The organism is Stenotrophomonas sp. Br8, from assembly GCF_014763005.1.
GTDB classification, from domain to species: Bacteria; Pseudomonadota; Gammaproteobacteria; order Xanthomonadales; family Xanthomonadaceae; genus Stenotrophomonas; species Stenotrophomonas lactitubi.
Window position 1 is genome coordinate 532041 of record NZ_JACGTN010000003.1, and the last position, 7257, is coordinate 539297.

9 protein-coding genes are annotated in these 7257 nt (G+C 65.7%); 7 read left to right on the top strand and 2 right to left on the bottom strand.

What is annotated here, in order from left to right:
- Positions 1–22 precede the first annotated feature (22 nt).
- Genes surE through H3005_RS03885 form a run of 4 tightly spaced genes read left to right on the top strand, consistent with a single transcriptional unit; the run spans position 23 to position 2892 of the window.
- A complete protein-coding gene (gene surE / locus H3005_RS03870; protein ID WP_089240247.1) occupies positions 23–802 on the top strand; it encodes a 5'/3'-nucleotidase SurE in 780 nt (259 codons plus the stop codon).
- On the top strand, positions 799–1476 hold the full coding sequence (locus H3005_RS03875; RefSeq protein ID WP_100552139.1) for a protein-L-isoaspartate(D-aspartate) O-methyltransferase: 678 nt from the start codon (positions 799–801) through the stop codon (positions 1474–1476). Before surE ends, H3005_RS03875 begins: the two co-directional genes overlap by 4 nt.
- A gap of 19 nt (positions 1477–1495) precedes the next feature.
- A complete protein-coding gene (locus tag H3005_RS03880) occupies positions 1496–2110 on the top strand; it encodes a DedA family protein (RefSeq protein WP_180167583.1) in 615 nt (204 codons plus the stop codon).
- A complete protein-coding gene (locus H3005_RS03885) occupies positions 2107–2892 on the top strand; it encodes a peptidoglycan DD-metalloendopeptidase family protein (protein WP_100552141.1) in 786 nt (261 codons plus the stop codon). Before H3005_RS03880 ends, H3005_RS03885 begins: the two co-directional genes overlap by 4 nt.
- Before the next feature lie 196 nt (positions 2893–3088).
- On the opposite strand, the gene H3005_RS03890 is transcribed toward H3005_RS03885, so the two are convergent.
- Both H3005_RS03890 and yhbY read right to left on the bottom strand, forming a co-directional pair.
- A complete protein-coding gene (locus H3005_RS03890) occupies positions 3089–3463 on the bottom strand; it encodes an Mth938-like domain-containing protein (protein WP_100552142.1) in 375 nt (124 codons plus the stop codon).
- Positions 3464–3475: 12 nt separating this feature from the next.
- Entirely contained in the window at positions 3476–3781 is a 306-nt protein-coding gene (yhbY, locus tag H3005_RS03895) for a ribosome assembly RNA-binding protein YhbY (protein ID WP_089240255.1), read from the bottom strand.
- A 64-nt stretch (positions 3782–3845) separates the two neighbouring features.
- On the opposite strand from yhbY, the gene rlmE reads away from it, so the two are divergent.
- The 3 genes from rlmE (at position 3846) to H3005_RS03910 (ending at position 6766) form a co-directional block, all read left to right on the top strand.
- A complete protein-coding gene (gene rlmE, locus H3005_RS03900) occupies positions 3846–4478 on the top strand; it encodes a 23S rRNA (uridine(2552)-2'-O)-methyltransferase RlmE (protein ID WP_191077598.1) in 633 nt (210 codons plus the stop codon).
- 66 nt (positions 4479–4544) lie between these two features.
- Positions 4545–6482 (top strand): ATP-dependent zinc metalloprotease FtsH, encoded by a 1938-nt coding sequence (gene ftsH / locus H3005_RS03905; RefSeq protein WP_162292006.1) that lies wholly within the window; start codon positions 4545–4547, stop codon positions 6480–6482.
- Positions 6483–6580: 98 nt separating this feature from the next.
- Positions 6581–6766, top strand: a complete 186-nt coding sequence (locus H3005_RS03910; protein WP_100464731.1) for a hypothetical protein — start codon at positions 6581–6583, stop codon at positions 6764–6766.
- The last annotated feature ends 491 nt before the right edge of the window (positions 6767–7257 follow it).

The window sequence follows — 7257 nt, forward strand, 5'->3', positions numbered from 1 at the left end:
AAATCAAGCGGTTAAATCGAAGATGCGCATCCTGGTCAGCAATGATGACGGTGTCGACGCGGCAGGCATCCGGATGCTTGCGTCCGTGCTGCGCGAGGCCGGGCACGAAGTCACGGTGGTCGCACCCGACCGCGACCGCTCCGGCGCCAGCAATTCGCTGACCCTGGATCTGCCGATCCGGCTCAAGCGCATCGACCACTACACCGTGTCGGTGGCCGGCACGCCTACCGATTGCGTGCATCTTGCGCTGACCGGCCTGCTGGAGTTCGAGCCTGACATTGTCGTGTCCGGTATCAACAACGCCGCCAACCTCGGCGACGACGTGATCTATTCCGGCACCGTGTCGGCGGCGATGGAAGGTCGTTTCCTCGGCCTGCCCGCTGTCGCAGTGTCGCTGGTGACCCGCAACCACGACCCGAAGCATTTCGAGACGGCGGCGCGTGCCGCGGTGGAGATCGTTGCCCGGCTGAAGGCCGATCCGCTGCCGGCCGACACCATCCTCAACGTCAATGTGCCGGACCTGCCGTGGAGCGAGGTCAAGGGCTTCGAAGTCACCCGCCTGGGCAATCGCCATCGCGCCGAAGGCTGCATCGCGCAGAAAGACCCGCGCGGCAACGAGGTGTACTGGATCGGTCCGGCCGGCCGCGAGCAGGACTCCGGCCCGGGCACTGATTTCCATGCGGTGCGCACCGGCCACATTTCGATCACCCCGATCCAGGTCGACCTGACCCGCTACCAGGCGCTGGAAAAGGTCGCCAGCTGGGTCGGCGGCCTTACCGCCGCGCTGGACCAGCCGGCATGAGCCCACGCCTGCGCCTGCAGCCGGAAGCGGTCGGCATCGGCATGACCTCGCAGCGCGTGCGTGACCGCCTGGTCGACCGCCTGCGCGAGGCCGGCATCGTCGACGAGTCGACGCTGAACGCGATCCGGGTGGTGCCACGTCATCTGTTCATCGACGAGGCCCTGGCCTCGCGCGCGTATGAAGACACCGCGCTGCCGATCGGCCACGGCCAGACCATTTCGCAGCCGTGGGTGGTCGCGCGGATGACCGAGGCCGTGCTGCAGGTGACACCCAAGAAGGTGCTCGAAGTGGGTACCGGTTCTGGCTACCAGGCGGCGGTGCTCGGCGCGCTGGGGCTGGAGGTCTATACCGTCGAGCGCATCGGCGACCTGCTGCGGCAGGCGCGCAAGCGCTTCCGCGCGCTGGGCATGAACATCCGCACCAAGCACGACGACGGCCGCGTTGGCTGGGCCGAGCATGGCCCGTTCGACGCCATCGTGGTCACCGCCGCCGCACCGGCGCTGGTCGATGCCCTGGTCGAGCAGCTGGCCGAAGGGGGCCGTCTGGTCGCCCCGGTCGGTGGCGCGGGCGCACAGTCGCTGGTGCAGCTTGACCGCAAGGACGACGGCAGCATCGAACAACGCGTGCTGGCGCCGGTCACCTTCGTGCCGCTGCTGTCTGGCATGCTCGATTGAATCCACGGAGCAGGGTCGCATGAAGATTTTCGGGCCGCTGTACGAGCGGGCGATGAAGTGGGCCGCGCACGAGCGCGCGCCGACCTATCTGATGGTGCTGAGCTTTTTCGAAGCCATCATCTTCCCGGTGATGCCGGAAGTGATGCTGGCGCCGATGTGCGTGGCCCAGCCCAAGCGCGGCTGGTGGTTCGCCACCCTCAGCCTGGCCGGCTCGATGGTTGGCGCGGTGGTCGGTTACGCGCTGGGCCACTACGCGTTCGAGGCGGTCAAGCCGCTGTTCGAGGCGCTGGGCATGCTGCCGGCGATCGAGCAGGGCATCGCTACCGTGCAGGCCAAGATGGTGGAGTCGCCGTGGGCGGTGTTCACCTTCCTGGTGCTCGGCGGCTTCATGCCGATTCCGATGAAGGTCTTCACGTGGGCATCGGGTATCGTCGGCGTGCCGATGCCGCAGTACCTGTTGAGCATGTTGATCGGTCGTGGCAAGCGCGTGTTCGTGCTGGCCGCGGTCATCCGTATCGGTGGTGCGCGCGCCGAAGCAGTGCTGCGCCGATGGATTGAACCGCTGGGCTGGATCGCCACCGCGTTGGTGGTGGTGCTGATCGCCTGGCTTGTATGGAGGTCGAAGTTCGCATGAGTGCAGATCGTCTGAGCAAGGGAGTGCGCATCGGCGCACTGGCGTTGCTGGTATCCACCCTGGCCGCCTGTGGCACCGCCACCGTGGTCCGGCCCAGTGGCAGTGGCGGCAGTGGCGTCAGCACGCCGAAGACGTCGGTGCCCAAGCCGGGGCAGAACGTGGTTGTGCGCAAGGGCGACACCATCTACGCACTGGCCCGCATCCACGACATCACCCCGGCCGACCTGATCGCCTGGAACAACCTGGACAACCCGTCGACCATTTACCCGGGACAGGTGATCCGCCTGTATCCGGCTGGCTCCGGCGGCGGCCGTGCGCCGACCACCGTGGTCACCGCACCGCGTCCGGGTGGCAGCACGTCCGGCGGCAGTACCGCGCCGACGCCGGGTCCGGCCGGTCCGGTCAAGAGCAACATTGCCTGGCGCTGGCCGGCCGATGGCGCAGTCGTGGGCCGCTACGTGGCCGGCGACGCGACCAAGCAGGGTGTGGACATCGCCGGCACCAGCGGCGCACCGGTGAAAGCCACCGCCAACGGCGTGGTGGTGTATTCCGGCGCCGGCCTGGTCGGCTATGGCGAGCTGATCATCATCAAGCACAGCGACCAGTGGCTGTCGGCCTATGGCCACAACCGCAAGCGCCTGGTCAATGAAGGGCAGAGCGTGAAGGCCGGCGAGCAGATCGCCGAGATGGGCCGTACCGGTGCCAACCGGGACATGCTGCACTTCGAGATCCGCTACAACGGCAAGCCGGTCGACCCGCAGCAGTATCTGCCGGCGAAGTGATCGGACATTCGCCTTCCGGGCGGATCCCCGGCCCGGCGCAGCGCGCCGGGCCATGCCCGGCATGCTGATCTGTAGAGCCGAGCCAATGCTCGGCTGCCTTTCCGTCGCTGAACGGCGCCGCGCGAGCATCGGCTCGGGCGCTACGAATGGGGCGTGATCGATGCGAGCGCCGGGCCATGCCCGGCGGCTTCAGACCTCAGCCTTCCAGAATGAAGGCGGCCGCTACCTTGCGGCCTTCGCCGGCAAGGATGTTGAAGGTGCGCGCGGCAGCCGGATTGTTCATTACTTCCAGGCCGATACCACGCGACAGGCAGGCGGCCATCACAACCGCCGGCGGGAACGCCTGGCGCTCGCCGGTGCCGAGCAGTATCAACGCCGGCTTCAGTGCCAGGATCGGCTCCAGGTCCGCAACCTGCAGCGCCGTGACGTCGGTCACCGGCCACAGCTCGACCAGCTGATCTGGCGTCAGGAAGAAGCTGCGGCCCAGAACGCGATCATTCACCCGTGCCGAGCGACCGTCAGCGGCGCGCAGGCTGTAGGCGTAGTCGGGCAGTTCGTGGTTCAGCTGCATGGCAGGGGCCGATCAGCCGCGCGGCAGCACGATCTGGCGGTGTTCCTTGCTCGGGCGATACAGCACGGCCACATGGCCGATACGCTGCACCAGCGCACTGTCGGTGGCCTGCACGATCTCGTCGATCATTACGTCGCGGGCGTCACGGTCTTCGGCGGCAACCTTCACCTTGACCAGTTCGTGGCGTTCCAGCACTTCGTTCAGCTCGGTCAGGAAGGCCGGACTGACGCCCTTGCCGCCGATCTGCAGCAGGGCCTTCAGGTCATGGGCTTGGCCGCGCAGGAAACGGGTCTGGGAAGGGGTCAAGGCAGTGGGCATGCAGAAAACACGGTTGAATGGGACGATCAGGGTATCATGGCGACCCCCTCAGCCCCTATTTACAATGGCTACCCGCAGCAAAAGCAGCCAGCGCTGGCTCAAGGAACACTTCTCCGACCCCTTCGTGAAGAAGGCCCAGGCCGAAGGCATGCGCTCCCGTGCGGCCTACAAGCTTGAAGAGCTGCTCGAACGTGACCGGCTGCTGAAGCCGCATATGGTGGTGGTCGACCTTGGCGCGGCCCCGGGCGGCTGGTCTCAGCAGGTTCGGAGACAGATCGGCGATACCGGCCGCGTGCTTGCCCTGGACATCCTGGACATGCCGCCGCTGGCCGGCGTGGAGTTCCTTCATGGTGACTTCAGGGAAGAAACCGTCCTATCGGAGTTTGAAGCCATGCTCGGGGATCAGCCGGTAGACCTTGTGCTGTCGGACATGGCCCCCAATAAGAGTGGTGTAGGCGCGGTCGACCAGCCGCGGATGATGCACCTGGCGGAGCTGGCCATGGATTTTGCCGACAACCACCTCAAGACCGGTGGGGCATTCCTGATCAAGCTGTTCCAGGGCGAAGGCTTTGACGACTATGTGCGCGACATGCGCCGCCGGTACGACAAGGTCTCCGTCCGCAAGCCGGAAGCCTCGCGCAAGCGCTCTCCCGAGGTGTATGCCTTGGGTCAGGGAAAACGCGCCCACATGAAGTAAGCTCGACCCCGTAAGTTCGACCCCAACGCAACGCCAGCACTAAGAGGAACACCGGAGCCAATGAGGATGAACGACTTGACCAAGAACCTCCTGCTATGGGTGGTCGTCGCCGTCGTGCTGATGGTGGTCTTCCAGAGCTTCTCACCCAAGACCTCAGGGGCCGGGGCGCAGGGCGCTTCGTACTCGCAGTTCCTGGACCAGGTGGACACCGGCAACGTGCAGAAGGTCGCCTTCGGCGGCGATACGCGCGGTGGTACCAGCCAGATCACCTACACCACCCGTGGTGGACAGTCGTCCACCATCACCGCGCCGTTCGATCGCGACCTGATCAACGTGCTGCGCACCAAGAATGTCGAGATCGTGCAGGAAGAGCCGTCCAGCGGCATCTCCCTCGGCGCGATCCTGATGAATTTCCTGCCGGTCATCCTGATCATCGGCTTCTGGTTGTTCATCATGCGGCAGATGCAGGGCGGTGGCGGCGGCGCCAAGGGCGCGATGTCCTTCGGCAAGTCGCGCGCCAAGCTGCAGGGCGAAGACCAGATCAAGGTCACCTTCGCCGACGTTGCCGGTTGCGACGAGGCCAAGGAAGAAGTCGGCGAACTGGTCGACTTCCTGCGTGACCCGTCCAAGTTCACCAAGCTCGGCGGCAAGATTCCGCGCGGCGTGCTGATGGTCGGCCCGCCGGGTACCGGCAAGACGCTGCTGGCCAAGGCCATCGCCGGCGAAGCCAAGGTGCCGTTCTTCTCGATCTCCGGTTCGGACTTCGTGGAGATGTTCGTCGGCGTCGGCGCCAGCCGTGTGCGCGACATGTTCGAGCAGGCCAAGAAGCACGCGCCGTGCATCATCTTCATCGATGAAATCGACGCCGTCGGCCGTCACCGTGGTGCCGGCCTGGGCGGCGGTCATGACGAGCGCGAGCAGACCCTGAACCAGCTGCTGGTCGAGATGGATGGTTTTGAGGGCGGCGAAGGCGTGATCGTGATCGCAGCCACCAACCGTCCGGACGTGCTGGACCCGGCGCTGCTGCGTCCGGGCCGCTTCGACCGCCAGGTGGTGGTCGGTCTGCCTGACGTGAAGGGCCGCGAGCACATCCTCAAGGTGCACATGCGCAAGCTGCCGCTGGCCGACGACGTCGTGCCGATGGTGATCGCGCGTGGTACCCCGGGCTTCTCCGGTGCCGACCTGGCCAACCTCTGCAACGAGGCCGCCCTGTTCGCCGCCCGTGGCAACGAGAAGGAGGTCCGCATGGACCACTTCGATCGTGCCCGCGACAAGATCCTGATGGGTGCCGAGCGCCGTTCGATGGCCATGAGCGAGGAGGAGAAGACCCTCACCGCCTACCACGAAGCCGGTCACGCCATCGTCGGCCGCCTGGTGCCGGAACATGACCCGGTCTACAAGGTCACGATCATTCCGCGCGGCCGTGCGCTGGGTGTGACCATGTACCTGCCGGAAGGCGACAAGTACTCGATCAACCGCGTGGCGATCAACTCGCAGCTGTGCTCGCTGTATGGCGGTCGCGTTGCCGAAGAACTGATCTTCGGGCCGGACAAGGTCACCACCGGTGCGTCCAACGACATCGAGCGTGCCACCAAGATGGCCCGCAACATGGTCACCAAGTGGGGCCTGTCGGAGACCCTGGGACCGATCGCCTACGGTGAAGAGGACGATGAAGTGTTCCTCGGCCGTTCGGTCACCCAGCACAAGAGCGTGTCCAACGACACTGCGCGCCGCATCGATGAGGAAGTGCGCAGCATCCTGGACAAGGCCTATGCCCGGACCACCGAGCTGCTGACCGCCAACGTCGACAAGCTGCATGCGATGACCCAGCTGCTGCTGCAGTACGAGACCATCGACGCGCCGCAGATCGACGCCATCATGGAAGGCCGCGATCCGCCGCCGCCGATGGGTTGGACCAAGTCGAGCAAGGACGATGGCGGCAATGACAAGGGTGGCGACGCCCGTCCGCTGCCGCCGATCGCCGGTCCGGCCGAATCGATCTGACGGCCTGCCGTACGCAATGCAAGACGAGGCCGGGGCAACCCGGCCTTGTTGTTTCCGGGCCCCGGCCCATCCGATCCCGACAGTCCGCTGGAGTCCGCATGTCCGCCCCCAAGCCTGAACCGATTTCCCACACTGCCGAGATGGTGATCGCCACCGTGGTCGGCGTCGCTGTTGGCCTGACCGTGGACAATCTGCTGCTGGGCTGTGGCGTGGGTATCGCTGTGGGCATCCTGCTGAGCATCATCAAGACGCTGTACGTAGACCGGAAGCGTCGGCGCAAGTAGGGTTCTGCGGCAGGGCTGCGCCCTGCACCCGCAGAGGCGGTAGTGCCGGCCGCTGGCCGGCAACCTCAACAGCAACAGCAACAGCAACAGCAACAGCAGGCATTCCGTGGGATGGCGGGGCGGTGTCGGATTGCGGGGACGCCGTGAACCCATCCCTGGGGGCTTGGCAGCCGCATCCATGCGGCTGACACCCCGCAATCCGACACCGCCCCGCCTTCGACAATTTCCCGCTGCTGTTGGGCTGCTGTTGGTAGGTGTCGACCTTGGTCGACACGTAGATCCACGCCATGCGTGGATGCTCTTCGTTCAATTGTCGACATATTCGATTCCGATGGAGATTCATCCACGCATGGCGTGGATCTACCGGCCACCGGGAAACTGTCGAAGGCGGGGCATTGTGGGTTTGCGGGGTGTGAGCCGCATGGATGCGGCGACCAAGCCTCCATGGACGGACTCACGGCGTCCCCGCAAACCCACAGTGCCCCGCCATC

What these genes read in the sequence shown, in the direction of transcription:
- H3005_RS03890 (WP_100552142.1), bottom strand. Translation starts at nt 3,463, where the DNA reads ATGCAGCTGAACCACGAACTGCCCGACTACGCCTACAGCCTGCGCGCC.
- surE (WP_089240247.1), top strand. Translation starts at nt 23, where the DNA reads ATGCGCATCCTGGTCAGCAATGATGACGGTGTCGACGCGGCAGGCATC.
- yhbY (WP_089240255.1), bottom strand. Translation starts at nt 3,781, where the DNA reads ATGCCCACTGCCTTGACCCCTTCCCAGACCCGTTTCCTGCGCGGCCAA.
- ftsH (WP_162292006.1), top strand. Translation starts at nt 4,545, where the DNA reads ATGAACGACTTGACCAAGAACCTCCTGCTATGGGTGGTCGTCGCCGTC.
- H3005_RS03885 (WP_100552141.1), top strand. Translation starts at nt 2,107, where the DNA reads ATGAGTGCAGATCGTCTGAGCAAGGGAGTGCGCATCGGCGCACTGGCG.
- rlmE (WP_191077598.1), top strand. Translation starts at nt 3,846, where the DNA reads ATGGCTACCCGCAGCAAAAGCAGCCAGCGCTGGCTCAAGGAACACTTC.
- H3005_RS03880 (WP_180167583.1), top strand. Translation starts at nt 1,496, where the DNA reads ATGAAGATTTTCGGGCCGCTGTACGAGCGGGCGATGAAGTGGGCCGCG.
- H3005_RS03910 (WP_100464731.1), top strand. Translation starts at nt 6,581, where the DNA reads ATGTCCGCCCCCAAGCCTGAACCGATTTCCCACACTGCCGAGATGGTG.
- H3005_RS03875 (WP_100552139.1), top strand. Translation starts at nt 799, where the DNA reads ATGAGCCCACGCCTGCGCCTGCAGCCGGAAGCGGTCGGCATCGGCATG.